25 protein-coding genes and 1 pseudogene are annotated in these 25092 nt (G+C 64.5%); 9 read left to right on the plus strand and 17 right to left on the minus strand.

Annotated elements, in window-relative coordinates; genetic code table 11:
• Window positions 1-8: 8 nt before the first annotated feature.
• The 8 genes and pseudogenes from BC358_RS04795 to BC358_RS04830 all read right to left on the minus strand — a co-directional run bounded on the left by BC358_RS04795 (window position 9) and on the right by BC358_RS04830 (window position 8793).
• Entirely contained in the window at window positions 9-581 is a 573-nt protein-coding gene (locus tag BC358_RS04795; protein ID WP_079364931.1) for a hypothetical protein, read from the minus strand.
• Between the two features lie 320 nt (window positions 582-901).
• Complete coding sequence (locus BC358_RS04800; RefSeq protein WP_079364932.1) at window positions 902-1858, minus strand: ParB/RepB/Spo0J family partition protein; 957 nt, start codon at window positions 1856-1858, stop codon at window positions 902-904.
• Window positions 1839-2696, minus strand: coding sequence for a ParA family protein (locus BC358_RS04805; protein ID WP_079364933.1), 858 nt, complete (start codon window positions 2694-2696; stop codon window positions 1839-1841). The genes BC358_RS04800 and BC358_RS04805 overlap by 20 nt, the downstream gene beginning before the upstream one ends.
• A 225-nt stretch (window positions 2697-2921) precedes the next feature.
• Window positions 2922-3782 (minus strand): DUF932 domain-containing protein, encoded by an 861-nt coding sequence (locus tag BC358_RS04810; protein WP_079364934.1) that lies wholly within the window; start codon window positions 3780-3782, stop codon window positions 2922-2924.
• A 76-nt stretch (window positions 3783-3858) separates the two neighbouring features.
• Entirely contained in the window at window positions 3859-4311 is a 453-nt protein-coding gene (locus BC358_RS04815) for a single-stranded DNA-binding protein (RefSeq protein WP_079364935.1), read from the minus strand.
• Window positions 4312-5014: 703 nt separating this feature from the next.
• Window positions 5015-5551: a DNA repair protein RadC gene (gene radC, locus BC358_RS04820; protein WP_079364936.1), complete on the minus strand. Its 537-nt coding sequence runs from the start codon at window positions 5549-5551 to the stop codon at window positions 5015-5017.
• Between the two features lie 393 nt (window positions 5552-5944).
• Window positions 5945-7962 (minus strand): annotated as a pseudogene (locus BC358_RS22465) (ParB N-terminal domain-containing protein).
• A gap of 438 nt (window positions 7963-8400) precedes the next feature.
• Entirely contained in the window at window positions 8401-8793 is a 393-nt protein-coding gene (locus tag BC358_RS04830; RefSeq protein WP_066161138.1) for an ATPase, read from the minus strand.
• A 383-nt stretch (window positions 8794-9176) separates the two neighbouring features.
• Here BC358_RS04830 and BC358_RS04835 point away from each other — a divergent pair, with 383 nt between their 5' ends.
• Window positions 9177-9497, plus strand: a complete 321-nt coding sequence (locus tag BC358_RS04835; protein ID WP_079364937.1) for a YnfA family protein — start codon at window positions 9177-9179, stop codon at window positions 9495-9497.
• 28 nt (window positions 9498-9525) lie between these two features.
• Here BC358_RS04835 and BC358_RS04840 read toward each other — a convergent pair whose 3' ends face one another.
• Window positions 9526-9963 (minus strand): Cd(II)/Pb(II)-responsive transcriptional regulator, encoded by a 438-nt coding sequence (locus BC358_RS04840; protein ID WP_079364938.1) that lies wholly within the window; start codon window positions 9961-9963, stop codon window positions 9526-9528.
• 90 nt (window positions 9964-10053) lie between these two features.
• Here BC358_RS04840 and BC358_RS04845 point away from each other — a divergent pair, with 90 nt between their 5' ends.
• The 8 genes from BC358_RS04845 to BC358_RS04885 all read left to right on the plus strand — a co-directional run bounded on the left by BC358_RS04845 (window position 10054) and on the right by BC358_RS04885 (window position 16477).
• A complete protein-coding gene (locus BC358_RS04845; protein ID WP_079364939.1) occupies window positions 10054-10698 on the plus strand; it encodes a cation transporter in 645 nt (214 codons plus the stop codon).
• Window positions 10682-11065: a DUF3703 domain-containing protein gene (locus BC358_RS04850; protein WP_256861424.1), complete on the plus strand. Its 384-nt coding sequence runs from the start codon at window positions 10682-10684 to the stop codon at window positions 11063-11065. Before BC358_RS04845 ends, BC358_RS04850 begins: the two co-directional genes overlap by 17 nt.
• Window positions 11066-11565: 500 nt before the next feature.
• Window positions 11566-12072 carry a signal peptidase II gene (lspA, locus tag BC358_RS04860; RefSeq protein ID WP_079364941.1) on the plus strand — a complete coding sequence of 169 codons (507 nt, stop codon included), beginning with the start codon at window positions 11566-11568 and terminating at the stop codon, window positions 12070-12072.
• Window positions 12069-12485 (plus strand): disulfide bond formation protein B, encoded by a 417-nt coding sequence (locus BC358_RS04865; RefSeq protein ID WP_066159776.1) that lies wholly within the window; start codon window positions 12069-12071, stop codon window positions 12483-12485. Before lspA ends, BC358_RS04865 begins: the two co-directional genes overlap by 4 nt.
• Complete coding sequence (locus BC358_RS04870; protein WP_079364942.1) at window positions 12482-13186, plus strand: thioredoxin domain-containing protein; 705 nt, start codon at window positions 12482-12484, stop codon at window positions 13184-13186. The genes BC358_RS04865 and BC358_RS04870 overlap by 4 nt, the downstream gene beginning before the upstream one ends.
• 1 nt (window position 13187) lies before the next feature.
• A complete protein-coding gene (locus BC358_RS04875; protein ID WP_079364943.1) occupies window positions 13188-13826 on the plus strand; it encodes an SCO family protein in 639 nt (212 codons plus the stop codon).
• A gap of 42 nt (window positions 13827-13868) precedes the next feature.
• Window positions 13869-15197: a M23 family metallopeptidase gene (locus BC358_RS04880; RefSeq protein ID WP_079364944.1), complete on the plus strand. Its 1329-nt coding sequence runs from the start codon at window positions 13869-13871 to the stop codon at window positions 15195-15197.
• 140 nt (window positions 15198-15337) lie between these two features.
• Window positions 15338-16477 (plus strand): murein L,D-transpeptidase family protein, encoded by a 1140-nt coding sequence (locus BC358_RS04885; RefSeq protein ID WP_179130008.1) that lies wholly within the window; start codon window positions 15338-15340, stop codon window positions 16475-16477.
• 108 nt (window positions 16478-16585) lie between these two features.
• Here BC358_RS04885 and BC358_RS04890 read toward each other — a convergent pair whose 3' ends face one another.
• The 8 genes from BC358_RS04890 to BC358_RS04925 all read right to left on the minus strand — a co-directional run bounded on the left by BC358_RS04890 (window position 16586) and on the right by BC358_RS04925 (window position 25052).
• Window positions 16586-18844, minus strand: a complete 2259-nt coding sequence (locus tag BC358_RS04890) for a cation-translocating P-type ATPase (RefSeq protein WP_079364946.1) — start codon at window positions 18842-18844, stop codon at window positions 16586-16588.
• A 167-nt stretch (window positions 18845-19011) separates the two neighbouring features.
• Window positions 19012-21345, minus strand: a complete 2334-nt coding sequence (locus BC358_RS04895; RefSeq protein WP_179130009.1) for a heavy metal translocating P-type ATPase — start codon at window positions 21343-21345, stop codon at window positions 19012-19014.
• A 3-nt stretch (window positions 21346-21348) separates the two neighbouring features.
• Complete coding sequence (locus tag BC358_RS04900) at window positions 21349-21597, minus strand: DUF2933 domain-containing protein (RefSeq protein ID WP_079364947.1); 249 nt, start codon at window positions 21595-21597, stop codon at window positions 21349-21351.
• A gap of 12 nt (window positions 21598-21609) precedes the next feature.
• Window positions 21610-22056, minus strand: a complete 447-nt coding sequence (locus BC358_RS04905; RefSeq protein ID WP_079364948.1) for a hypothetical protein — start codon at window positions 22054-22056, stop codon at window positions 21610-21612.
• A 35-nt stretch (window positions 22057-22091) separates the two neighbouring features.
• Window positions 22092-22388 carry a heavy-metal-associated domain-containing protein gene (locus BC358_RS04910; RefSeq protein ID WP_079364949.1) on the minus strand — a complete coding sequence of 99 codons (297 nt, stop codon included), beginning with the start codon at window positions 22386-22388 and terminating at the stop codon, window positions 22092-22094.
• A gap of 49 nt (window positions 22389-22437) precedes the next feature.
• A complete protein-coding gene (locus BC358_RS04915) occupies window positions 22438-23106 on the minus strand; it encodes an isoprenylcysteine carboxylmethyltransferase family protein (RefSeq protein WP_079364950.1) in 669 nt (222 codons plus the stop codon).
• On the minus strand, window positions 23103-23387 hold the full coding sequence (locus tag BC358_RS04920; RefSeq protein ID WP_079364951.1) for a DUF2933 domain-containing protein: 285 nt from the start codon (window positions 23385-23387) through the stop codon (window positions 23103-23105). Before BC358_RS04920 ends, BC358_RS04915 begins: the two co-directional genes overlap by 4 nt.
• Before the next feature lie 24 nt (window positions 23388-23411).
• On the minus strand, window positions 23412-25052 hold the full coding sequence (locus tag BC358_RS04925) for a multicopper oxidase family protein (RefSeq protein ID WP_079364952.1): 1641 nt from the start codon (window positions 25050-25052) through the stop codon (window positions 23412-23414).
• Window positions 25053-25092 lie beyond the last annotated feature (40 nt).

A 25092-nucleotide genomic window follows, 5' to 3' on the forward strand; every position in this document is an offset into this window, starting at 1 on the left:
CCTGTTGGTCATCGGCTCAGGTGCCGAGAAGTCTGTGAGGGTGTCCCACGCGGCCGCAGATCGGCCAGCAGGGCCGCTGCCTGGGAGAGGTGTCGCCGAACGTCGCCATCCAGCGTGTCGAGCATGTCCCGATAAACCAATGCCTTGGGCACGTTGCTCTGGGTCAGCAGGCGTGTGAGGGCGTGGATGTTGCGGCTGAGGTCGGCGAGATGGGCGTTGGAGCCTGTGAGTGCGGCCAGTTGCTCCGCCTTGCTGGCGCCGCTCACGAGCCAGGGTGCTCCCGCCACCAGTTCCGCCACGTAGCTACCAGGGCTCAGGCCCGCCTGATTCGCAGCAGCCAGGATGGTCTGAATGTTTTCGCGGGGCATGCGCAGGCACAAGCGCGGATTGCCCGACAACCGTTTGTGCTGCGAGTGCCCGAGTCCCACCGGCTCGGGTTCTGCAGCTACCCCCAGTGCTTGAACCAGGGCCGTTCTGACCAGGGTCGAGGGCGACATGCCCAAGGCCTGAGACCGGTCCAGCAGCAGGCCCTTCAGGCCTTGCAGGTCGATGCTGATGCGCTCGCGAGAATGGGACTCCATGATCGCCTCCAGACACGTGATCACCCGGGGTGACGTGTCGGACAACCGGCGCCGCGGCGCCTATCCTGCAATCACCCATGCACTGATGTTCACCGAGGATCGATAGAACCGAGGCGCTGGATTCACCCTGAAATCCAGCAGACACAGGCAGGCTCCCGCCCACCAGGTTGTCAAGCTGCTTGACAACCTGGTGAGGCAGGTAAAGCGATCGGGAGGGGATTTGCAGCAAGCCGACGGAGTCAAAGCCGGGGCGCAGCTGCCAGGAAAAAGAAGTGGTTCAGGGCCACTTCAGGCGATGAGTTGTCAAGCTGCTTGACAACTCACAGCCCGGTCCAGCCGATCAAGGTCAGGCGGCTGGCTTGCACCGCTTGCAGCGGGCCACCCTTCACAGACACTACATAGACCTGCCCTGCCTGTGCTGGGGCCTGCAGGGCGTTGAGAACCACCTCGACACCATCCAAGCTCGCCAGCAGTCTCAACGAGGCTTGCAGAGGCATACGAGGCCTGGTCTCGGTGCTGGCGCCTGTTGTTGGACGGCTCTTCACAAGAAGGCCTTGATCGGAGCACTTCCCGAGGCTGGCCTCCACGGACTCGATCAATGCCGAAGTGCCGCGCCTCACACTGCCCGAACCCTCTGCCAGGTCGGACCGAAGTGACAGGACCATCTCGCGCGAGATGGCCTGGCGATCCGATACCCAGGCCTCGACGTACTGCGGATGTTCCCCGGCCAGCTTGCGCAGTTCATGCAGCTCGGTCAGCCCTCGACAACGCCCCTCCCGGTACGCGGCCATCAACCAGTCCGGCGGATCGATCAAGGCTGTCGCCAGGGTCACGTACTGCCGGCTCTTGCCGATGGCGCGCGCGATGTCGGCCTGTGTCTGCCCCTGGTTCAGCGCCCGTTGCACAAACAGCGCGATCTCCAGCGGGCTCAGGCCCTTGCGCTGTTCGTTCTCGATGAACTGGTCCACGCTGTTGGCGGTCTGGTCCACGAAGGCGGGGATCTCGGACAGTCCGACCCGCTGGCAGGCCCGCAAGCGTCGGGCGCCGAAGTTGAGCATCCAGCGCCCAGGTTGCGTGGGATGTGTTCGAACCGAGACAGGCTGACGCACGCCCCGTTCGCGAATGGTCTCCGCCAGCTCGTCCAGGCTCTGTTCGTCGAACTCCTGCCGGGGCTGGTCCGGGTCTTCGTCGATGGTGTCCAGCGGAATCCGCAAAGGGGTACCGCCCTCGCCCCCGGCCGGCGGCAGCAGGTCCAGACTATCCAGCGACAGGGCCATGGTCCGCTCCGTTGATGGGGGTGATGGGGGTTGTCTGTGTCGGCGCACCATCCAGCACAGCTTTGGCGATCACGACCATGGCCACCACGATCTCGCGCCAGGCGTCTCGCGCAGCGGTCTTCTTCATCTCCCACAGCACCAGACCTTCGGCCTGCGCTTCGGCCACGACCGAGCGGCGCGGCATGGAGGCGTACTGCCCAGGCCTGGTGCCGTAGGGAATCAGGATGGGGTGGAACTTCTGCACCAGTTGCAGGAAGTTCTCCCGCTGAAACGGGTTGGCCTCCACCATGACCGGCAACAAGCCAATCAGGCGCAGCTTCGGGTTGAGCATCGACGTGATCTTTCTCACTCCCACCCGAGGGTGGTTGAGCAGGGCGTGCACGCCGTCCAGGGCTTCCTGGTTGAGCTGGATCGGCGAGAGCACGCAGTCGGCCGAGGCCAGGGCCGAGATCATGCGAATGTCCGGGTTGGGGTTGGTGTCGATGAGGCATACATCGAACCGGTCGTCCATGGCCTTCAGGAAGGCGCGCAGGTGGTTCGCGAAGTCGTTGTGCAGGCTGGGCTGGCGCTCCAGCCCGGAAAGACCTTGGTCAGCGGCGACGAGGACGAAGTCCGCGGCCGGGATGACCGGGTTCACCTGCGTGAGCAAGGCACTGGCCGGGACTTCGGCCACGACCGCGCGCTGGGACTTGCGCAGCGGGTCCGAGAAATTGCCCTGGTGGTCCAGGTCGATGGCCAGCACGCGGCAGCCGAGTTTGCGGAAGTAGTGGGCCAGCAAGGTGGCGACGGCGGATTTGCCGACACCACCCTTCTGGTTGGCGAGCACAAGGGTCTTCATGAGGTGTCCTCCAGCGCGATCGACAAGGGAGGTCGAGGCGGAGGACGTTTCCCGGGTGCCGCGCTCGATGCGCCGGCGGCCGGGATCGCGCGAGCCGGCGCCGGCCGGCGAGCGCGTTTCAGAAGTTCACGCGCACGCACCGCTCGATGATGGATGCACTGCGGCGTGCGGGCGGCGCTGGATTCGAGGTTGAATCCAGCGCCGGGTTCTTTCATACCTTGTGGCTCAGGCCTTGAGCTTGCGCATCTCTTCGGCCAGCACCCACAGCGCCCGGTTCAGGCTCACGCTGCGGTCGATGCTGGCCACCGGGCGGGTGTGCAGACGTCGGCCCTTGGCACCGCGCCCGGGCTGACCACCACGCAGGGCGTTTTCCTGCACCCGCTGAAATGTGGTCCACAGGCTGTTGCCGAAGTCTTCCGGCCGGCGGGCTTCGATCAGCTGCTCGGCGGTCACCGGCGCCGGTGGTTCGCCCTCTCCCCGTTCACCGTAGCGCAGCGCCAGGGCGGCGGTGGCAAAGGCCTGCTGTTCCTCGCGCTGCAGTGGCAGGGCCTTCATGCTGTCGGTGGACGCGTCCACCATCTCGAAGTCCTCCAGCACCCGGAACGCGCCTTCGATCACCTCGTCCTGGATGTTGCCCTTGTGCGGGATGCGGATGTCGTTGGCAACGTCACCCACCACCAGACCGTTGCAGCAGACAAACCTGAACACGCCCGCCAGCATCTGGTAGCTGCTGGCCCCGTCGTGACTGTTGATCAGGATGATCTCGTTGGCCTCGGGCCGGGTGTTCACCTGCCCGGCGTGGCGCATGCGGATCATGTGCTTGGTGAACTCGGTCTTGCCTTCGATGCGGCTCTTGCTCTGAGCCACCATGAAGGGTTCGAAGCCTTCCCGGCGCAGACCCCGCAGCACGTCGATGGTGGGGATGTAGGTGTAGCGCTCGGAACGGCTGCCGTGTTTGCCTTCGGCAAAGATGGACGGCGCAGCCCGACGCATCTGGTCTTCGGCCAGCGGGGTCTCGCTGCGGATCACAAACGTGTTCTGACCAAAGCGAGCGGCCAGGCGGGGGGAATGGGCGGTAGAGATCATGGTGATGCTCCTGGTTCTAGGAATGGGGGCAGAAACGGGATGAACGCCGGGCGGCCGAACCGCCCGGCTTGCGTGTTCAGGCATGCGCCGGTTGGCGTTCGCTGCGGGCCTTGCGGCTGTTGTTGGGTGCGCTGGGGGCTGCTGCAGGGGGATCACCCGCACCCTCACGCGAGCGGCGGGCTTCGCCCTCGGCCTTGCTGTCGAGGTAGTCGATTTCGTCCACGGTGAAGGCCAGCCCGTAGACCTCCGCCCCGTCGTTGTCCTGGTAGTTGTTGTTGCGCACCCGGCCGACGATGTTCACGTGCGAGCCCTTGCCCAGGTACTCGGCCGCGTGTTCGGCCTGCTTGGCCCACAGCGTCCACTGGATCGCGGTGGCTTCTTCGGACCGCTCTTCGCCGCTGCCCCGGCGGCTGTTGCTGATGGCGGTCAGCACCGCCTTGGCGACCTTGCCGTCGCGCCCGTTGACGAATTCGAGCTTGACGGCACCGGCCAGGTGCGCGTGGCGCTGGATGACTTGAACGTTGGCCATGATGGAACTCCTTGCAAGAGCGATCAGCCGGACCCCGATCCGGGTTCCTCAAAGCTGATCCTCTCGCTCGGACTCCCTCGCTCCCGCCCACGGGCGGGCGGGGGGTGGGCATAGCCCCTTCCCTCGGGAAGGGGTGGGGGATGGGGACACCTTGCAGCACGAAACAGTGAGCCAGTCACCTGGCCCACCGCTGAAAGATCCCCCCACAAGTCCCCCTCACCTGTGGATGGGGGCGCCGTGGGGGGATTGCGGTGGGCCCAATGGCGCACGCGCTGCCCCTAGCCTCTTCGGGCGACCAGCAAAGCGCAGGCGACCGCACCACTTGAGCAGCGGCGGCTCTGCGGACGGCGTGACACCAAGCGCAGCGACTGGCGCGGCGTTCGAGCCGCTGCGATCACTTCAGGGATTCGCCGTCTCCGGTATTCCCAGCGGCCCGGCTTCGGGCATGGCGAGTGCCCGGGGGGGACGATCTGGCGGGTGGGACGGGACCACAGCGCAGCGGCGGGAGCGAACCGAGCGTCAGTTCGTCCAGCGGGCTCGTTCCCGCGCAGCGGGAAGGAAACCAGACCGCGGTCCCCGGGCACGGGACAGGGCCGCTGCTCCCCGTGCTGCTGGTGATCACCGGCCATGCTCCGCCCTTCCCTGCGCTCGTGCGAAGCGCACTGTTCAGCAACAAGAAAATTGGGGCCGACGGCCCCATGGGTTACACCAGACCGCATTCGGCCATCGAGCAGATCACGTCGCCGGCGACGATGAAGTGATCGAGCACCCTCACATCGACCAGCGCCGCTGCGGCCTTGATGGTCTGCGTCAGGTGTTCGTCAGCGCGCGACGGACGGGCCTCGCCACTGGGGTGGTTGTGCACCAGGACCAATGCGGAGCTGTTCCGCAGCAGCGCATCGCGCACGACCTCGCGCGGGTACACCGATGTCTGACTGACCGTGCCGCGGAACATCTCGACGTAATCCAGCACGCGGTTCTGGGAGTCCAGGTGCACCACGGCAAACACCTCGTGCGGAAGGTTTCCGAGTCGGGCGCGCAAGAAGTCCTTCACCACAGCAGGCGAGTCCATCAGATCGCTGCCACGCACCTGTGCAGCCAGCAGCCTCTGTGCCGCCAGCAGCACCTCGTCGGCCTCGGCTGGCCGGTACTGGCCCGCCAGGTCGCGGATGAGAAAGCCTCCCGCCCCTGCGGGCACCGACAGGAGGGAATCGAGGGAAGAGAACAGATCGTGCTGCATGACCAACTCCGGTGATCGGGCGGGATTGCCCGAGACCGGAACCGGCACGCCGCAGCGCAGCGGTCACAGGTTCGAAGACGGCCGAATGGCCGCCAGCGCCCGCAGGGCGCGCAGACCTTGACGGCGAGAACGGTGTGCAAGGATGAAGGGAACAGCAAGCCAGCCCCACCACACATGTCCGAGTGAAACAGGCAAGCGCAGCGCGCAGGCCGGGGGCATGCCAACGGCCGGAGGCGTCAGCGATCGGCGCCCGACAGGGTCGAGACACCGGGTCACGCGTGGCCTGGTGGCTCGATGCGCAGCACCAGAGCGCGGTCCGGCTGCGCCGGAGACGCACAAAAAATCCCGGCCGAAGCCGGGATGTGAAGAGGCGTTTCGGAACTTGTCGCAGCGTCAAGCGGCCTGAGTTTCTTCCGGCTCTTGCTCACCCTGCCCTTCCTCAACCTGCACTGGCTCGGTCAGCATTTGCGGCAGCCAGCCCGAGCCAGCGGCCAGCCGCCCGGCCTCGGCGGCGATCTGGGCCTTCTTGAGTTTTGCCAGTCGTTGCACCTCGCCCGGCGCGAAGACCTGCACCGCCTCCAATGCCTTGGCCTTGGACACGTGGTCGAAGTAGCCCGCTGCGGTTGGAGCCCACCAACCATGCATGTCCAGCCCCACCGCCTGCGCCAGCAGCGCGGCGGGGGCTTCGTCTTCGCGGTGAGCGATGGCCGATACCGTCAGGCCCACGCACAGGGCCAGCAGCGACAGCAGTTCTTCCTGCTCCATTGCCAGGAATTCGGCAAACAGGGCCTTCGGGTCTTCCGGCAACCGCGCTGCCCAGGCCTCGCGCACGGCACGCAGGCCCTGCGAAGCCGGGGCCTCTGCAACGTCTGGCGCATGCTGCTCCAGCCGGTCCTGCGGTGTGGCGCTGATGTTGACCGGCGATGCACCGTAGCCACCCAGGATCACCCGCTGCGCCAACTGGTGCACCAGAGCCACCAGCGCGATGCGCGGATGGCGGGCCACCTCGGCTTGCAGGGCGGCGGTGCGGTGCGCGCTCAAGCGGCGCACCAGTTTCTCCGACAGACCGCCCCGGGTGGCGGGTGCATCTGTTGGCCCTCCTTCGCCTCCTGCGTGTGCGTCCGGCGTTGGCCGCTCCTGCGCCCGCAGTGCCTTGACCTGTTCAACGCGCAACAGCCCGCGATGCACCACCACAGCCCCATGGGGTCCACCGACACCACCGCGCCGGCCATGGACACGACGCCGGGCTCGTACACCACCAGGGTCTGTTCGATGGCGTCCAGTTGCTCGCCCAGCCGGTCCAGTTCTTCGTGCAGAGCCTGCGCACCGTCGTCGCTCAGGTCGTCGTCCTCGTCGTCGAGCTTGTCTTGAAGCAGCGCCTGCTCCGCCTCCAGCTTCTCGATGCGCTTGGCTTCCGCCTTGGTGGGTTCCCGGCGCGAGCGCCGCGCCCGCTGGAAGGTGTGCAGTTCGGCCGACGACACACGCAGTGTGATGTCCACCCAACCCCAGCCTTCGGCCCGCACCGACTCGGCCGCATCGGTCAGCCGGTCGCGGGCCATCTTCTCCAGCAAAGCGGCATCGGTGAGGAACACCCCCTTCTGCTCGTCCGCGAACAGATCGCGCCGGATGCCACCGCCCGCTGCTTCGTAGGCCTCGACGCCGACGAAGCGGGCCAGCGCATCGCGGCAGGCATCCACCTCGTCGCGGGTCAGGTGGTCACGCAGGGATTCCGGGCTGCGTTGCCACTGTGGCACTTCGTAGAACGCGGCTTCCTGCGCCGCATGGTCGTCGGTGATCGCCAGGGCCATCAACTGCTCCAGCGACACCGCGCCTTGCTGGTAGTCGGCCAGCAAGCGGGGCGAGACGTTGGCTAGACGCAGCCGCCGCTTGACCACCAGCGGCGTGACGCCGAAGTCGGCGGCGATGTCTTCCAGCGACCGGCCTTCGGCCACCAGCGCCTTCCAGGCGAACAGTTCATCCACCGGGGTCATGGGCTCCCGCTGCACGTTCTCGCTCAGGCTCACGGTGCGGGCCGAGGTGTCGGGCACCAGCAGGCACGGCACCGGATGGTCTTTCGCGAGCTTGTGGCGCTTGACCAGCAACTTCAAGGCGGCCAGCCGCCGACGCCCGGCCACCACCTCGAACCATTGCCCATCGGGCGAGGTGATGACGGTCAGGTTCTGCAGCAAACCCACGCGGGCGATGGATGCGGCAAGTTCAGGAATGGCCGTGCCGCCGCTCTGGCGTACGTTGCGGCTGGAAGGCCGCAGCCGCGACAAGGGGATCAAGTGCAATTTATAGGGTGCAACCTCCGGCACGGTGACAGATCCGCCAACGGTTCGGGCGGCGTCGATGGCTGCTGCTGCAACAGCGCTCAAGGCTTGCGTTTCGGAATGGGTAACGGTGTTCATGTGAAATCTCCTGTCCCACGCGGGGACCTTATTCAAACAATGGAAGACATCGAAAACGGGTCGGAAGTCAGTCGGTGTTGTGCATCGGCGCTCTCCTTGGGTGTTGGGCTCCGCAGGGGCCGCGAAGCCCTTCGCGGCCATGGGCAGCAGCTGGGGCCGGCGCGGGTGCGCCGTCAAGGGAGGAAGCGAAGGCGCTGGTGCGGCCCGCAGGCGCAGCCGAGGACACGGGCGCCGCAGCGGCCCTTGATGGGGGGAGCGCCCGCAAAGGCCAGGCAAGTCGGTGAAACCGGCGCGCAGGGGGTGCGAATTGCGCAGCACCGCCGGAGAGAACAAGGTGGGCCCGTTCGGTCGAAGGCCAACACCAACAGCGCGGCGCAGCAACAGAAAAGCGCCGCTCCCGCGATCCACGGGGCGGCGCATCGAAGCCCCAGCGCAACGTCAATCCGTCGCTGGCACCATCGCCTGCAGTTGTTCGATCACGCCGGGTTCGACGAAGACACAGGGTTGCTCGGCCGCGACCGGGACGTTGAACACCCGGGCGAAGGCATCCCGCTTCATATGCGCCAGCCGCCCGGTGCGGTAGGCCTGCTCAGGTTTCATCAAGCCTGAACTCGATGGAGTGACGCTTCGCTGCGGGTCGCATTCGACCAGGGCCACGAAGCCCTCCGAGAACAAACGCTGGTGCTCGGGACACAGTCCCCAGCCCGTCGTCGTGTGGTGCTTCATGCTCGCGCGCAGGCGACGATCCAGCAGGATGTTGCCCGTGTCAAAAGAGGTGCCGCACACCAGACAAAGCTGCTGCTCCAGCGAAACGTGTGACTTGTCGTCCATGGTGATCTCCGATTGATCGGGCGGGATTGCCCGAGACCGGAACCGGCACGCCGCAGCGCAGCGGTCACAGGTTCGAAGACGGCCGAACGGCCGCCAGCGCCCACAGGGCGCGCAGACCTTGACGGCGAGAACGGTGTGCAAGGATGAAGGGATCAGCAAGCCAGCCCCACCACAACAGCAGGCGTGAGACAAGCAAGCGCAGCGCGCAGGCCGGGGGGATGCCAACGGCCGAAGGCGCAGGGATCGAAGCCGAATGGCCGTGACCCGGCATGGGGCGCGGGGCACAGCCCACAGAGCCCGACGGCGGCACGCCGGGACGCACCACCAGAAAAAGTCAAGCAGCACGTCTTTCTGGGTTATCCACCGGCCAGCACAATGCCATCATGAAAATCCTGCTGCTTTTCGTCGCCACCGCGCTGGCAGAAATCATCGGCTGCTATCTGCCCTACCTGTGGCTCAAGCAAGGCCGGTCCATGTGGCTGTTGGTGCCCGGCTTCCTGAGCCTGGCCTTGTTCGCCTGGCTCCTGACCTTGCACGACACGGCGGCCGGTCGCGTGTATGCCGCCTACGGCGGCGTCTACATCTCTGTGGCGCTTTTGTGGCTTTGGGCTGTCGATCAGGTGCGTCCCACCGTGTGGGATATCGCGGGCGTGGCGATGGCTCTGATCGGCATGGGCATCATCATGTTCCAGCCGGCCCGCTGACCCCAGCCAGGGGGACCGTGCAGATGCCTCAGGGCAGCTTCACCGAGTGGCAAGCGCAGGCTTCACCGTGTGCGGCGGCCACCAACTCCTTGAGGATGCCGCAATCGGCTCCGTCGTCGTCACAACGCCCGCAACTGGCCTTGAGCAGCAGCAACTGCTTCTCCAGCGCTCGCATGCTCTTGAGTCTTGCCCGCACCCGCTCGATCTGCTCCTGCACCAGCTGGTCCACGTCCGGGTGCGGCTTGCCCGGTGCGTCCAGCGCACTCAGCAGTCGGCGGATGTCGGCCAGCGGCATCTCCAGCGCTCGGCAATGCCGGATGAAGGCCAGTTGTTCCAGGTGGGTGTCGGTGTAGTCGCGGTAGCCGTTGTCTTGGCGCGCCGGTGCTGGCAGCAGGCTTTGCTTCTCGTAGTAGCGGATGGTTTCCACATCCACGCCAGTGGCCTGGGCCAGTTCCTTGATACGCATAGGGTTTTTCAGGTCGTTTGAGGAGTGGACTTGACTCTGGAGCCGCTCCAGGGTTTTCAATACCCTCATTCTGTACCTGTAGGAGTTCCCATGTCCGCCCACTGCTGTGAGCACGAAACCCCCAAGCCCGCCCAGATTGCCAACCTGACCCGCTACCGCCGGGTGTTGTGGATCGCTCTGGCGGTGAATGCCGCGATGTTCGCTGTTGAACTGTCGGCCGGGTTCACGTCTGGCTCCCTGTCTCTCATAGCCGATGCCATCGATTTCGCAGGTGACGCGCTGAACTACGGCGTGTCTCTGGCGGTGCTGGCGTCGGCAATGGCATGGCGGGCGCGTGCCGCCATGCTCAAGGCCGTCAGCATGATGGGCTTTGGTGTGTATGTCCTGGGCCAGGCCATCTGGTCGATCTGGAACGGGGGCACGCCCGACGCGCCGACCATGGGCGTGGTGGCCCTCATGGCGCTGGTCGCCAATGTGGGTGTGGCCTGGATGCTCTACGCCTTCCGGGAGGGCGACGCCAACATGCGCAGCGTCTGGCTGTGCTCGCGCAACGACGCGATTGGCAATGTGGCTGTGTTTCTGGCCGCACTGGGGGTGTTCGGAACTGGAAAAGCATGGCCTGACCTGATCGTGGCCAGTCTGATGGCAGTGCTTGCCCTTCACGCCGGCTGGCAGGTGCTCCGCCAAGCCCGTGGTGAATTGCAAGCGGATGATCACCATGGCCACGCCCACTGACACTTCGCACACCGTTGATTTCGACGCTGCGGTGTACATGCGGCTGCTGTCGAGCTACAAGCAATCCAGCGACGCCCAGCCCGGGCAGCGCTGGCTCTTGCTGGAAGCCCTGCATGTGCTGGGCCAGACGCGGTTCTATCCGCACCTGGAGACCCATGTGCTGATGCTGGGGCTCGGATGGCGCACCCGAAACTGGGCCGAAGTTCGTGGACAGATCGTCCGCCTGCTGCTGGTTCCTCTGGGTCATGCCTTGGGGCGCTTGCCTCTGGGCAACAGCGGCCGCTCGAACATCAGCGCCTTTCAGCCCATGCCCGTGCGGCAAGACATTGCAGACGCCATCAACAGAGCCCGCGGTTCAGGCCGCTAGGGTTTTGACCGGTTCCATGAAGGCCAACCACTACAATTCCACCATGCGTTCCTGGCTGCTTGTCGTGTTGATGATGTGGATGCCGCTGCAGCTGTCCTGGGCTGCAACGGGGTCGTATTGCGCGCACGACCAGGATGCCACGGTGCAACATCTCGGGCACCACGCCCACCAGCACCAGAGTGCCGAAGACGCTGCCGCCAACCAGTCGGCCGCAGGCACGGTGTCGCCCGATCTCGATTGCGGAACCTGCCACGCCAGCTGCTCCATGGTCTTGCACGCAATGCCCTCTTCGGGGTGCGTTCAAGCCAGCTCGGTGGTTCTGCCTCGACCGCTTCCGTGGTCGGAGTCTTTGCTCATCGACCGCCCCGACCGACCACGGTGGGTATCCCCGGTTTGACCGGGGGTTGGCTCACCGCGCGGTAGCTCCGCGCCCCCACCAATCCCTGTAAAGCGCACCAATCCCTTGGGGTTGGTGATGTTTTCATCTTGGGGATTGATTCATGTATTTTTCTCGTTGGCGGGCTCACCCCCGCTTGCTCTGGCTCTGCGCAGTGGGGGTCATGATCGCCTTGGACCAGGTGACCAAGGCCTATTTCGCCGCGACGATTCCCTTTGGATCTTCGGTGGAGGTGACGGGCTGGTTCAACCTGGTTCATGCCCTGAACGAGGGAGCTGCGTTTTCGCTCTTCGCGGATGCGGGTGGCTGGCAGCGCTGGTTTCTCATTGCCATCAGCATCCTGGTGGTGGTTCCCATCACCTTCACCAGTCTGGTCAAACACGCCAACCCCCTGGATCGTCTGGTTGGGGCATTGATCGTGGCCGGTGGGACGGGCAACCTCCTGGATCGCGTTTTCAACGGCGCGGTGACCGACTTCCTGGACGTGCACTGGCGCGGTCTGCACTGGCCGGCGTTCAACCTGGCGGATGTCTTCATCGTCCTGGCCGTGATCGGCTGGGGATTGATGTCGTTGCCACTGTCGTCCGCCAAGACCCGGAGCGAACCATGAAGAAGGACTGGACCCTGCTGCTGATGGCCTGGCTGGTGGCGACCACTGCCACCCTGGGCGCGCTGTTCATCGGTGAAGTCATGGGCATGACGCCCTGCGTGCTGTGCTGGTACCAGCGCATCTTCATGTTCCCCATCGCCATCGTTCTGGGCATCGCCTGTTTCAACGATGACCGCCGGGGCGCCGTCTATGCCCTGGCCCTGGCCTTGGGCGGTCTGGCCATGGCCGGCTACCACACCCTGCTGGTCGCGGGCCTGATCCCCAAAGCCTGGGTGCCGTGCAGCGCAGGGGTGTCTTGCGCGGACCAGAAGCTCGAAATCCTCAATGGTGTCCAGATTCCCTGGCTGTCATTGGCCGCGTTCTTGGCGCTGGTCATCCTTCTCGTCGTCTACCTCAGAAAGTCCTCCCGATGAATTCCAAAAAAATCACCGTCGCAGCCCTGGTCGCCATCGTCCTGGTGTTCTTCTTCCTGGGCATGAATGCCTACCAGAAGCGGGTCCAGAACTCGCAGGCGGAAAAGGTCAATCAGGTCGTCAAAGAGTCCACCGGTCAGCCGGTCAACCCGTCGGGCAGCCAGGCAGACAACCGCCTGGTCCGCTTCCATTCGCCGGTCTTTGGGCCGCGCAACGCGCCGGTCACCATCGTCGAGTTCTTTGACCCTGCGTGCGAAACCTGCCGCGCCTTCTACCCCATCGTCAAAGACATCCTCAAGCAGTACCCGAACGATGTGCGCCTGGTGATCCGGTACGCCCCCTTCCATGCGGGCTCCGATCAGGTGGTCAAACTGCTGGAGGCCGCCAAACTGCAGGACAAATACCTGCCCGTGCTGGAGATGGTGCTGGCCGCCCAGCCCCAATGGGCCGACCACGGCAAGCCCAACCTCGATCTGGCGTACCGCGCAGCGCAAGAAGCTGGTCTGGACATCGCCAAGGCACAGGCCGACGCACAGACTCCGGCCATTGACGGAGTTTTGAAGCAGGACATCGAGGACCTGACCGCCCTGGAAGTGACCAAGACGCCCACGTTCTTCGTCAATGGCCGCGGACTGCCGTCTTTTGGCGATCAGCAGTTGATGGCGCTCGTGGCCGAAGAAGTAGCCAAAGCCAGGAAGTGACATGACACAGCGCTCTTCAACCATTTCAGACGACTCGTCCATCGACCGTCGGCGATTTGTTCAGACGTCTCTCGCTTGCTTGGCAGGTATCCCTGCGTTGATGGCCTGTTCACCAGAAGCTCCCAAGTTCAAGAGCACCGATGTGACCGGCGCATCCTTTGCCCAGGATCTCCGGCTCAAGGATCACCTCGGCAACCTGAGGACGATGAAGGACTTCAAGGACAAGATCGCGGTCGTTTTCTTCGGCTTCACCCAGTGTCCGGACGTCTGCCCCACCTCGATGACCACCATGGCAGAGGTCAAGCGCTTGCTGGGTGCCCAGGGCGACCGGCTGCAGGTACTCTTCATCACGGTGGATCCCGAGCGGGACACACAGGCGCTGCTCAAGGAGTACATGGCGAACTTCGACCCGAGTTTCATCGCGCTGCGGCCCGAACCCGGTGAACTCCAGGACGTCGCAACTGGCTTCAAGATTTACTACAAGAAGGTCCCGGGTTCGACCCCGACCTCCTACACCATGGACCACTCGGCGGGTAAGTACATCTTCGACACCGAAGCCCGGGTCCGCCTGTTTTCCGCCTACGGAACCGATGCCGCCACGATCGCATCGGACATCCAGGTCCTTTTGTCCGCGGCCTGAGGCGCTTCAAGCCCTGGGAATAAAGCCACTGCCTGCCTTGCCATGAAGCCTGTCCACTTGCGCAATCTGCAAACACTGATCCACAGCCACCGACGGCCCGTGCTGGCCGCCCTGGGCACCTTGCTGCTGGGCACGGGTGTCGTGGCCTTTGGCGTCTCACCTACCTTGCCTGACGCCGCCCAGTGGCCGGTCCGGCAGGTGGTGGAGACCATGGATACCCCTCTGGCGGAGCCTGCGCTGACGGCATCGGCGCCCGAGTTTCTGATTCACCAATCGCAGCTCACCCGCCGAGACGACTCCCTGCAGGCCTTGCTCAAACGGCTGGGCGTCGATGATCGTGAAGCACAGAGCTTTCTCGCCCGTGACACCACATCACGGCTGCTGCTGACGGGTGCTTCTGGCAAGCTGGCTTCTGTCACCCGTACCCCCGAGGGGCGCTTGAGCACCTTGTCGGTGCGCTGGGTGGACGCCGACAAGCAGCGCGTCAGTCGACTGGTGGTGGAGCGGCAAGACATTGGATTCAACGCCCGGCTCGAACAGCCCACGCCACGTCGCCTGGTGCGGTTCGGCTCGCTCACCATTCGCTCCTCGTTCTACGCGGCCACCGATCAGGCCGACATTCCAGATGCCATCGCCGCGCAGACGGTCGAGGCCTTTTCCGGAGACCTCGACTTTCAGCACGATCTGCGGCGTGGTACGCGCGTCAATCTTGTCTATGAAGCCTTCGAGCTGGACGGCGAAATCCTGTTCACAGGACAGCTGCTGGGCGCCGAGATCCAGCATGGCCGGGAAACACACCAGGCCATGTGGTTCCAGGCGCCTGGCAAAGCGGGCGAATTTGTCAGCCTAGATGGGGCGAGTCAGCGACGCGCCTACCTGGCTTCTCCCCTGGCGTTTTCCCGGGTCACCAGTTCTTACGGGCCACGTATCCACCCGGTGTTCGGGGGGCAGAAAGCCCACAAGGGCACGGACTACGGCGCGCCGACCGGCACCCCTATCCGAACCGTGGCCGACGGCGTGGTGAGCTTCGCGAGTCGCCAAGGTGGATATGGCAACTACGTCGTGATCCAGCACCCCGACAAAGCCGCCACTGCGTATGCGCACCTGGAACGCATCGCCGTCCGGGTGGGCCAACGCGTGCAGCAAGGCCAGACCATCGGAACGGTCGGCTCCACCGGGACGGCGACAGGCCCGAACCTGCACTTTGAATACCTCGTCAAAGGCGTGCAAACCAACCCGTCGCGGATCTCCAGCGATTCGTTGGTCTCGACCGTTGCGGTTGCCCAACTACCCGGCTTCAAGCAAGAGGCCAAGACCATTCGGGAACAGCTCGCCATGGCCGCTTCCGTCGCCCTGGCCGACGCGCAATGACCTTCGGACAGACCGATCTCATGACAGGGACATCCAATCTGTCCACTACTCGTCGAAAGCTGCTCTCCCGAGCTGCGCTCGCGGGTGCATCTCTGGTCCTGCCAATCGGACAGGCCACCGGCCAGACTGCCAGGAGCAGCTTGAACGATGGCGCTGTGCTTGCCGGCTCATTGCGTTCGTCGCCGGAAGCACGCCTCATCGCGGTCTACCACGCCATCGCAGCCGGGAACCGGCAAGCCCTGCCATTGGCCGCAGCGCTGGTGCGAGACGTGCCTGGTTTCCAGTTGGGGCAACTCGTCTATGGGGACCTTCTGATGACCCAGAGTGGAACGCTGCCCAGCTTCGCCACAGTGAAGGATGGCCCACCGGCCGTTCGCGAGCAACTGCAAAAGCTGCGCGCCGAGGCCGCCCGGCGCCTCGGTTCGCTCAGCGAGATGCCTCCGCCCGGCACGGTGCCGGAGCAAGTGCTGGAATTGGCTGGTAATGTTCGGCATGTGGTCGTCGTGGACGCCAGCCATTCACGGGTCTACGTGTTTGCGCAGCAGTCCGGCGGCCTGCAACTGATCCGCAGTTTCTACGCGTCTATCGGTCGGGCGGGTTTCGACAAAGAGGTGGAAGGCGATCTGCGCACGCCGCTGGGCGTGTACCACATCACCAGCCGGCTGGACGACCAGCAGGTCGAAGAGCTGTACGGGATCGGGGCGCTGCCGCTGAACTACCCGAACGAGCACGACCGCCGCATGGGCCGCACGGGCAGCGGCATCTGGTTGCATGGCGTGCCTCGCGTGTCCTACGTCCGCAGCCCCTACGCCACCGAGGGTTGTGTCGCTTTGGCCAACGATGACATGGCCTACCTCATGCGCGAGCTGGAGCCACGCCGCACGCCGGTCATCATTGCCGATGAGGTGAATTGGGTCAGACCGGACACGCTCTCCGCCCACAAAGCAGAGTTCCGCCAACTGCTCTCACGCTGGACGGAAGCCAGGTCACTGGGCGACTGGGCGACGATCCAGGCCCTGTCCGCCCGGGACTTCCAGGCAGACGACGGGGCACAGGACCGACCGCTCAAGACATTGGTGCGCGCTGCAGCGCCAGCGCGCCAGAACCGGCGCATCGATCTCAAGGAGGTGTCGATCTTTCGCTGGAAGCGCGGCACCGAAGTCACGGTGGTCAACTTTGCCGAGGTCGTGGAAGGTGAAACACGCGGGCTGGTCAAGCGCCAGTATTGGCGCAAGGAACAGGGCCGCTGGAAGCTGTTCTACGACGGCGTGACCGGCTGATCTGCGTTTGGTTGTCTCGCAAAAACGTGACCACCCAAACATTTCGGCAGGGCTTCACCGGTAGGAGGGAGCCCCCCTGAGCGCGGTTTTCAGACCGGGGCATGCCAATCAGCGCCCCATGCGAAGCACCCGCAGTCCATTGAAAACGACGAGCAGACTGCCCCCCATATCAGCGAACACAGCCATCCACATCGTCGCGCCGTTGAACAAGGCGAGCAGCAAGAACACGGCCTTGATGCCCAGAGCCAATGCGATGTTTTGCCAGAGGATGGACTGGGTCTTGCGTGAGAGCCTGATCGTCTCGGGAATGCGGCGCAGATCGTCGTTCATGATCACCACGTCCGCCGCTTCCATGGCCGTATCGGTACCCGCGCCACCCATGGCAAAGCCGATGTCGGAGCGCGCAAGCGCTGGGGCGTCGTTGATCCCGTCGCCCGTCATGGCCACACAGCCGAATTGTTTTTGCAACGCCTCGATAGCGGCGAGCTTGTCCTCCGGAAGCAGATTGCCGCGCGCATCGTCAATCCCAGCTTGCATCGCGATGGCCTTGGCGGTGGCAACGTTGTCACCCGTGAGCATGACCGACGTCACACCCAGAGCGTGAAGCTCTGCAATGGCCTCGCGCGAACTCTCCTTGATGGTGTCGGCCACAGCAAAGATCGCCAGCACCTGGCTGCTGGACGCCAGCATCGTGACCGTGCGGCCCTGTGCTTCCTGCTCTGCCAGACGCGCCTCGATCTGGGGACTGCAGAGGCCGCGCTCTTCCATCAGTCGGTGATTCCCCAGAATCAGTGTCAATCCATCGGCTTGGGCTTCAACACCACGCCCCGGCAATGCGGTGAACCCATTGAACTGACTGCCGCCCTTCTCTCTCACAAGCCCTTGTGCGATGGCTTGTGAGACGGGGTGGTCGGAGTGGGCCGACAGATCCGAGGCCCAGCGCAGGACCTGTGATTCACCGGGGCCACCAGTCAGAACTTCGGTCGCCACCAGCTTGGGTTTTCCTTGCGTGATGGTGCCGGTCTTGTCCAGCGCGATAGCCTTGATCTTGCGAGCGCCTTCCAGATGGACGCCCCCCTTGATCAGAATGCCGCGACGAGCTGCTGCAGCCAAACCACTGACCACCGTGACCGGGGTGGAGATCACCAACGCACAAGGACAGGCAATGACCAAAAGCACCAGCGCCTTGTAGATGGCCTGCATCCAGGTCCAGCCCATGAGCCACGGCGTGAGCAAACACACGGCCAATGCCAGTGCAAACACCGCAGGTGTATAGATGGAGGCAAAGCGGTCCACGAACTGCTGGGTGGGAGCCCTCGACCCCTGCGCCTGCTCGACCGCGTGGATGATGCGAGCCAACAGCGTGTCATTGGCCTCGGATTTGACCCTGACCTCAACCATGCCGGTCGCATTGATGGTGCCGGCGAACACGAGATCTCCGGCCGCTTTGTCAACAGGAATGCTTTCACCGGTCACAGGCGATTGATCGATGGACGTGTTCCCCGCGACAACCTCGCCATCCAGGGGAACCCGCGCTCCAGGCTTGATACGGACGATGGAGCCGATCGCGACGGTCTTGACCAGAACGTCAGACCAGGAACCATCAGCTTGCTGGACCTCGGCCATTTCTGGCGTCATGTTCAGCAGGCCCTTGATGGCGTTGCGCGCACGGTCCACCGAGCGGGCCTCAATGAGCTCTGCAATCGCGTACAGGGCCATCACCATGGCCGCTTCCGGCCACTGACCGATCAGGAACGCGCCCGTGACCGCGACAGTCATCAGCGCATTGATGTTCAAACGCCGGTTGCGCAATGCGGCCAATCCCTTCACGTAGGTCGAAAACCCGGCCAAGCCGATGGCCGCCGCCGCAAGGGCCATGCCAAGGCCGGTGAACACCAGGGTACTCGGCGCAAAAAATGAGATGCTTTCAGCACCAAAGGCCAACAACAATGCCAGCGCGTATCTGGGCAGACCTTCTGGCAGCGCAAGGCCCCGGTCATCATGCCGATGATCGTGATCGTGCCCGGAATGCTCGCCTGCCGCGCCCTCGGACAAGGGAACCGGATTGAATCCGGCTTTGCGAATGGCATCCAACGCCTGCTGGACGGACTCGGCAGGGGCATCGATGGCAATCGTACGTGCGCCCAGTTGAAAGCTCAGGCTGCGCAGGCCCGGGAGATCGGCCAGGGCATGGCGGATTTCGCCCTCTTCCGCCGCGCAGTCCATGGTAGGGATACGAAAAACCGGTACACCTTCTGGAACCGGTTTTGGCGGGGGCACCACGGTGGCAGATGGCCCCGCTCCGCAGGTGGTTCCACACCCACAGGAGTGGCTGGCATGGGGTTCTTCGGGATGCAGGGTACTCATGAGGGTTCTCGGAATGGCTTTGAAGCAATCGGCGCATTTAAAACCCTGTAGCGACCACAGAGTCAAGCCCTTTTGAGATGGTCCGCAGAGCGTGGCGAGGTTCTCCTTCTTGTCCTCAAAGTCCGTTCTTGTTGAACAGGTCCGACCAAGCCCATCGGAAGGCGTCGTCAGGGTTTCCCGTGTCGCAGCCGCAGCGCATTGCCGATCACCGACACCGAGCTCAGGCTCATGGCCAGCGCAGCAATCAAAGGCGACAGCAGCCAGCCCGTCAACGGGTACAGCACACCGGCGGCCACCGGGATGCCCAGTGCGTTGTACAAAAAGGCAAACACCAGGTTCTGCTTCATGTTGCCCACGGTCGCTTCCGACAGCGCCCGCGCGATCGCAATCCCGCGCAGATCGCCCTTGACCAGGGTCACCTGCGCGCTGTTCATCGCCACGTCGGTCCCGGTCCCCATGGCCACGCCCACATCGGCCTTGGCCAGTGCCGGCGCATCGTTGATGCCGTCACCGGCCATCGCCACCACGCGGCCTTCTTTCTGCAAACGCTCGACCAGCAGCAGCTTGTCGGCCGGCTTGACCTCGCCATGCACCTCGTCGATGCCCAGACGGGCGGCCACAGCCTGGGCCGTGGTCAGGCCGTCACCGGTCGCCATCACGATGCGCAGTCCCGATGCCTTGAGGGTCGCCAAGGCCTCTGGCGTGCTGGCCTTGACCGGATCGGACACCGCCAGCAGGCCCATCAGCTGGCCATCCACCGCCAGGTGCATCACGCTGGCACCTTCTGCACGCAAGGCCTCGGCCTGCGGCACCAGCGCCGCGACGGAGACACCGATTTGTTCCATCAGCGTGGTGTTGCCCAGTGCCAGCTGGCGCCCGGCCGCCTGGCCACGCACGCCGATGCCCGAGCCGGATTCGAAGTTCTCGGGCTTGTCCAGCGCCATGCCGCGTTCGCGGGCGGCGCGCACGATGGTTTCGGCCAGCGGGTGCTCGCTGCCCTGGTCCAGGCTGGCGGCCAGGCGCAGCACCTCGTCGGCGTCATATCCGGGCGCCGGAATGGCGCGCTCGAAACTCGGCCGGCCCTCGGTCAGGGTGCCGGTTTTGTCGATGATGAGGGTGTCGATCTTGCGCATGTTCTCGATCGCCGCGGCGTCCCGGAACAACACGCCGTGCGTGGCTCCCCGACCGGTCGCGACCATGATGGACATGGGCGTGGCCAGACCGAGGGCGCAGGGACAGGCAATGATCAGCACCGACACCGCGTTGATCAGGCCGAACACCCAGCGCGGCTCGGGGCCGAACAGGCCCCAGCCGAAGAAAGTCAGCAAGGCAATGCCTACCACCGTGACGACGAAGTAGCCCGCCACCACGTCGGCCATGCGCTGCATCGGTGCCCGGGAGCGCTGTGCCTGGGCCACCATTTGCACGATCTGCGACAGCATGGTGGACGCGCCCACGCGCTCGCTGCGCATCACCAGCGCGCCGCTGGTGTTGAGCGTGGCACCAATCACCTTGTCACCCACCCGTTTGGACACGGGCATCGGCTCGCCCGTGAGCATGGATTCATCGACCGAACTGCCGCCTTCGGTCACCTCGCCGTCCACCGGGATTTTTTCGCCGGGGCGCACGCGCAGCACGTCACCCACATGCACATGGGTCAATGGCACGTCCTCTTCCGTGCCGTCGGCGCGGATGCGGCGGGCGGTTTTGGGCGCCAGGCCCAACAGCGACTTGATGGCCGCCGAGGTCTGCGACCGTGCCTTGAGTTCGAGCACCTGGCCCAGCAGCGTGAGCGAGATGATCACGGCGGCGGCCTCGAAGTACACGGCGACGCGGCCCATGGAGATGAACGAGTCCGGGAACACCTGGGGCGTGACCGTCGCGACCACGCTGTAGACAAACGCGGCCCCTGTGCCCAGGCCGATCAAGGTCCACATGTTGGGACTGCGATTCACCACGGACTGCCAGCCGCGCGAGAAAAAGGGCCAGCCGGCCCACAGCACGATGGGAATCGACAGCACCAATTCGATCCAGGTCTGGGTCGAGGTTTCAAACCACTGCAGCTGATGACCGAACATCGCCAACACCGTGACTACGACGGTTAGAGGCAGCGTCCACCAGAAGCGGTGCTGGAAATCGCGCAATTCTGGGTTGTCGTCGTCTTCGAGTTCCGGCAGCAAGGGCTCCAGCGTCATGCCGCACTTGGGACAGGTACCCGGATGGTCCTGGCGGATCTCCGGGTGCATCGGGCAGGTGTAGACCGTGCCGGCAGCCGCAGCCGCAGCCGCTGGCGCTGCGGATACCAGGTATTGCAGTGGGTTCGCTGCAAACTTGCCCTGGCACTTGGCACCGCAGAAGTAATAGGGCCGACCTTCGTGTTTCAGCGTGTGCGCCGACTGCGCCGTGACCGTCATGCCGCACACCGGGTCCTTGAGATCGGTGGGCGAGACGGGCTGGGGCGGGGAGTGACTGCCGTGATGATGCTGTGCATGCATGTCCATGGCCTATCCTTTGTTGTGGGTGCGCGGTGACGTCTGCGCATGGTTGCCGTGCTGGCCATGGCCGCCGTGCCCATGCATCAGGTGCATCAGCGGGCAGGCCAGCAACAGCAGGTAGGGCCAAAACCCCAGGACATGGCCCCAGTGCTCGCGCAGCAGGTAGAACCCGGCGATCAGGGCGGCGGTTGCCAGTGCCCTGCCGGCCGGGCGGCGCCAGAACGAAGGCGCAGGGGCATCGTTGTCAGACTGGTCCATGGAATGACTCCTTCAGAGTTGCCAGCGAAAGCTGCGTGGCGCGGGTTCGCCCGGCCGGTGAATCCGGAGTTCGATCGCCCCCGGGCGCGGCGCCGGCACCTCAAAGGCCAGCACGCCTTCGCGGTGGTGGCCTCCCGGTGGCGCGCCCTGCCAGCCCGTGGGCTTGAGGGTCCGCCCGTCGTCGGTTGTCAAGGTGGCGCTTTGTGCTAGGTCATCGCTCAGATCGGCGCTGTGCGTGTCCAGCACGACAGCGAATTCCCACGGGCTGCCCGGCTGCCCGATCGTCTTCGCGGTCACCTTGACCGTCACCCCCCGCTCGCTGGACGACTGCTCGGTGGTCGCCGCGGGGTTTGTCTGGGCCCATGCAGCCCAGGGCGCCATGGCCACCAACAGGCCGGCCAAGGCCATGGACGCCACCGACCACCGCCCGCCTGACAAGCCATCTTGTTCATCGACCATCTTTTACTCCTTAATCAAAAGTTGAGATCTCATGTCTATCGGCGGCAACCGCAGCCGCCCGTGCTGCCGCTGTGACAACCCGAGGCTTTGGCCCGAGAGGGTGCTGCAGCCGTGGCAGCGTCTGACGCCAGCTTCGCGGGGTAGCCCGCACCAGTCAAGGCTCCAATCAACCGCTCGCCGCCATGCGCCAGCTCACCGCTCACCTGGACCCGGCCAGAGGGAAGATCGACATCCACGCCGCTGACACCTGGAAGTGGCAACAACGCCTGCGTGACGCGCTTGACGCATGAGCCGCAGCTCATGCCCTCGACTTGCAAGACCATCGTGTTCATATATCAACCTCCATAAAAATGAAACGCCCACCGCCAGAGAACATCCACGTCATTTCTTCGGCATCGAGTCAGCCTTTGACGGTGTGTTGCCCATGCGAGGGATGAACCGGGGGATGTGCAGGGCGTAAGCGTCGTAAGCCGCACCAAACTGCTTGCGCATTTCGTTTTCTTCGGTGTGGGCGAGCCGCCCGTACATCCACAGCAGGACGGGGAACATGATCAAGGTCAGCAAGGTGGGCCACTGCAGCAGGAAGCCCAGCAGGATCAGCACGAAGGCGCCGTACTGGGGATGGCGGACACGGGCGTAAGGCCCGGTGGTCGCCAGCGAATGCCGCCGTTGTGCGTGATACAGAACATGCCACGCGTTCGACAACAGGTAAAAGCCAGACCCCAGAAAGACGTAGCTGGCCAGATGCAAGACCCCGAAGTGGGGGTCTCCTTTTTCGCCCAGCAAGGTGGACCACAGGTGCCCGGTGTCGTGGGTCAACAGGTCAAGTCCGGGAAACCTGGTCGCCAGCCATCCCGACAGCAGATATATGGTCAGCGGGAATCCGTACATCTCGACAAACAGCGCCACGATGAAAGCGGAGAAAGCGCCAAAGGTTCTCCAATCGCGCGCGGTGGCCGGTTTGAAAAAGCTGAAGGCGAACAGGATGAAGACGGCCGAGTTGAGAGCCACCAGAAACCACAATCCATAGCCCGTTTCACCATGGTTCATGACCGATCTCCCTGGTTGGACTGGCTTGCTTCGTCTTTTCCGATCCGTGGCTGCTCCGCTTCGGAGTGATGGCCATGGCTGCCGTGGCCCCGGTGCATGAATACATGCATCAATGGACAAGCCAGTAGCAGCAGAAAAGGCAGGGCGCCGAAGAGGTGTGCCCGGTGCTCGGTCAGCAGAAAGAAAGCCGCGACCGCGCCCAAAGCCATCAGGCCGACGCCATGTCGTGTACGCCAAAAACTTTTGGGTGCTTGCGTTGGAGAAGGGATCTGGTGGTTCATGGTGACCTCTCGTGCATGGGTTGGTCAGGCTTTCACCGCGTATCGCATCATCATTCCCGCCTCGGCGTGTTCCAGCGTGTGGCAGTGAAAGACGTAGTCCTGATCGCCTGGGTGCACATGCGAAAAGTCGATGGCGATCCGCACGGATTCACCTGGCCACACCTGCAGGGTGTCGACCACACCCTGGTCTTGAGGCAGCAGGCCGCGTGCACCGGCCAGGGAGCGAACCTGCGCGGGACTGCCCAGGCGCTCGAGCACCCGGAACGAGAACCCGTGCAGGTGCATGGGGTGCGGCATGCTGCGTTCGGCGTTCTCGATCAGCCAGGTTTCACGCGCGCCCCGCTGGACGGTCAATGGGACCGCCGCGTGGTCGAACACCTCGCCGTTGATCGTCCAGTGGCCCTGGCCATCGTGGCCCAGTTGCATGCGCCGCGCGGCGCCCGCCGGTTCAGCCGGGGCGGTGAGGCTGGACAGGCGTGCAGGCAGACGGCGGTCGTACAGCGTGCTGGACGGCGCCAGGTCGATACGCATCAGCGCCAGCGCATCGCCTTCCATGGCCATCGCTGCGGGCGAGTCGGCACCTTGTGCAGCGCCATGCTGGCTGTGGTCCATCGTGGCCATGTCGTGACCACCTTCCTGGTGCATCGGATCGAAGGGCAAGGACGCCAGGGTCACCGGGCGGGTGGGGTTGGCTTCCCGGAAATCCACCAGCACATCCAGCCGCTGGCCCGGGGAGAGGAAGGTCTGATCGATGCGCAAGGGCTGCGCGAGCAGGCCACCGTCCGTGCCCGCCAGGTAGAAGCCCAGCGCCTTGCCGTCCTGCAGGAACGCGAGCCGGTAGCTGCGCGCGTTGCTGCCATTGAGGATGCGAAAACGCATGATGCGACGCCCGGCCTTCAGGTGGGGACGCTCGGTCAGGTTGACCATCAGCCGGCTGCCCACCCAGCCACCGAAAGACTGGGCGGCACTGGGCGCGTACTGGAGGCGCCCTTGCGCATCGAACTCCTTGTCCTGAAGCACCAGCGGGATTTCGGATTCGCCCAGCGCCAGCGCCAACTCCTTGCGCAGGGCGGCTTCATCATCGTCTTCGACAAACAGCAGGCTGGCCAGGCCGTGATAGGCCTGCTGAGGGATGTATCCGTGGGCGTGGGGGTGGTACCAGTACAACGACGACCGGTCCTGCAAGGCAAACGCGTAGTCCATGCTCTGACCCGGCGCCACCACGTTGAGGCCATTGCCATCGTTGCGAGAGTCGACACCCAGGCCATGCCAGTGAATGACCGTCGGTTGATCGATGTGATTGATCAGCTTCACCCGCATCTCGTCGCCTCGGCGGGCCAGAAGCGCCGGGTTGAGGAACTTCTTGCCACCCGATTCCACTGCGTAGGCCAGGACGGGGGTGCGCTGCCCCGGTAGCACTTCGATCTCGCTGCGGACCACATGGACTTCCTTGAAGTCTGTCGCACGCAGAACGCCAAAGAGACCGCTGCTTCCCGGGAGTCGCAAGGGGTTGGAGAAGCCCGCCGCCTGTGCCTCAAGGCGAAGGATCTGTTCTGGGGACAGGCCTGACTGGGCTAGGGTGGCCGCCCAGATGCCCGGGCAGGCTGTCGCAGCACCCAGAGCACCCACGCCGCTCAGAAACTGCCGCCGCGAATACATCGACATCACAAAATCTCCTGGACTGAAAACGAAAGCTGGCGCTGCC

The organism is Hydrogenophaga sp. H7, assembly GCF_002025745.1.
Lineage (GTDB): Bacteria > Pseudomonadota > Gammaproteobacteria > Burkholderiales > Burkholderiaceae_C > Hydrogenophaga > Hydrogenophaga pseudoflava.